The following is a 1,310-nucleotide window of genomic DNA, read 5'->3' as shown; positions in this document are numbered from 1 at the left end:
TTTAATTTTAAAAAGCAACGCTGTTTAAAGCAAAGAGTGAGCCTTCATTCACACAAATTGTGTAAATAAAGGCTCACTCTTTTGGTATCCCAAATGTCAATAGCTTAACTTAATGACATTGCTGCACGGTTGTGCGGTGGTCATTTTTTAATCTAATAAGTCTAATTCCATAGTACATTTTAAAAGGCTTTGTCCTGAGGATAGGCTCTACAATAACCTGCTAATGAATGTTGAACGTTATTCTTCATGTGATTATATGGATCTGTATTTGAAAATAACTTAAGGCTTTGAATAAGCACACCTACGCTACTGCGGTATTTTAAATTATGCCTATTGGAAGGTTGCTTACTAATAATTGAATCTCGATAGATTAGTTTGGAGTCTGGGCGAAGAGCATGTTTCCTTGATTGGTGGTTATAAACTCTTCCTCCATGAGCAGTTAAGTTTCGATAATCCAAATATAAATCAAGTAGATCACCGAAGCCTTGTTTGATTTTAAACTCAGGTTCTAATGTATTTACAAGTGATTCATCTGTTATCATTTTTAACATTCTTGCGATTACATAATTCCTTACCTCAGGCTTGCTTAAAGAATATAGATATATCGTTTGCCCAAATGATAATCCCTTTACGATGATCCAAGGTGGAATATTACCGTGATCTTCTCTGTAGTGCTTAAAGGGTTCAATATCGGAATGAGTAACTTTATCTAACTTATGAAGTAAATTGGTTCTGTCGTTTGTGTTGATAGTTTGCCCATGCCTTCTGAAATGGTAGGTTTTTCCACGATTATAGAGCGCTTTTGATAAATAGGTATTTGGATTTTCAGAAATTTTAAGGGAAATAGCATAGGCTAGTGATTGTTTAAATGTTGCTTCAAATTCTTCAAGTCCGCTTAAGATAATGGTTCTAAGTTCATTATCTAATAAAAATAACGAATACATATGCTCAAAATCGGCATCTTTTTTGTATCCCTTATCATCATCAGTTGGATCAATTAAAAAGTGATCCTTATAGCCATTTACAATTTCGTAATAGCCATACCTAATTAGATGACTTTTTGCTGCCTCTACATCCCTAATTAATAAGTTTCTATCATTTTTTAAGATTGAGATTTGCTCGTTAATATTCTTAAATGGCTTGTCTATCATATTTCCTCCAAAATAAAAAAAGACGGGAAGATTACTTCAATGTCATTAAGTTAAGCTATTGACATTTGGGATACCAAAAGAGTGAGCCTTTATTTACACAATTTGTGTGAATGAAGGCTCACTCTTTGCTTTAAACAGCGTTGCTTTTTAAAATTAAAT

Annotated in this window: 1 protein-coding gene; it reads right to left on the bottom strand. The window is 33.1% G+C overall.

Annotated elements, in window-relative coordinates; translation table 11 throughout:
- Window positions 1-179 precede the first annotated feature (179 nt).
- Complete coding sequence (locus tag OCT58_RS10335; RefSeq protein WP_267202728.1) at window positions 180-1,151, bottom strand: Abi family protein; 972 nt, start codon at window positions 1,149-1,151, stop codon at window positions 180-182.
- Between the last annotated feature and the right edge of the window lie 159 nt (window positions 1,152-1,310).

The organism is Limosilactobacillus kribbianus, assembly GCF_026413145.1.
Taxonomy (GTDB): domain Bacteria; phylum Bacillota; class Bacilli; order Lactobacillales; family Lactobacillaceae; genus Limosilactobacillus; species Limosilactobacillus kribbianus.
Note: the sequence above shows the minus strand (reverse complement) of the source record. Positions and strands in the feature narration are given on the sequence as shown.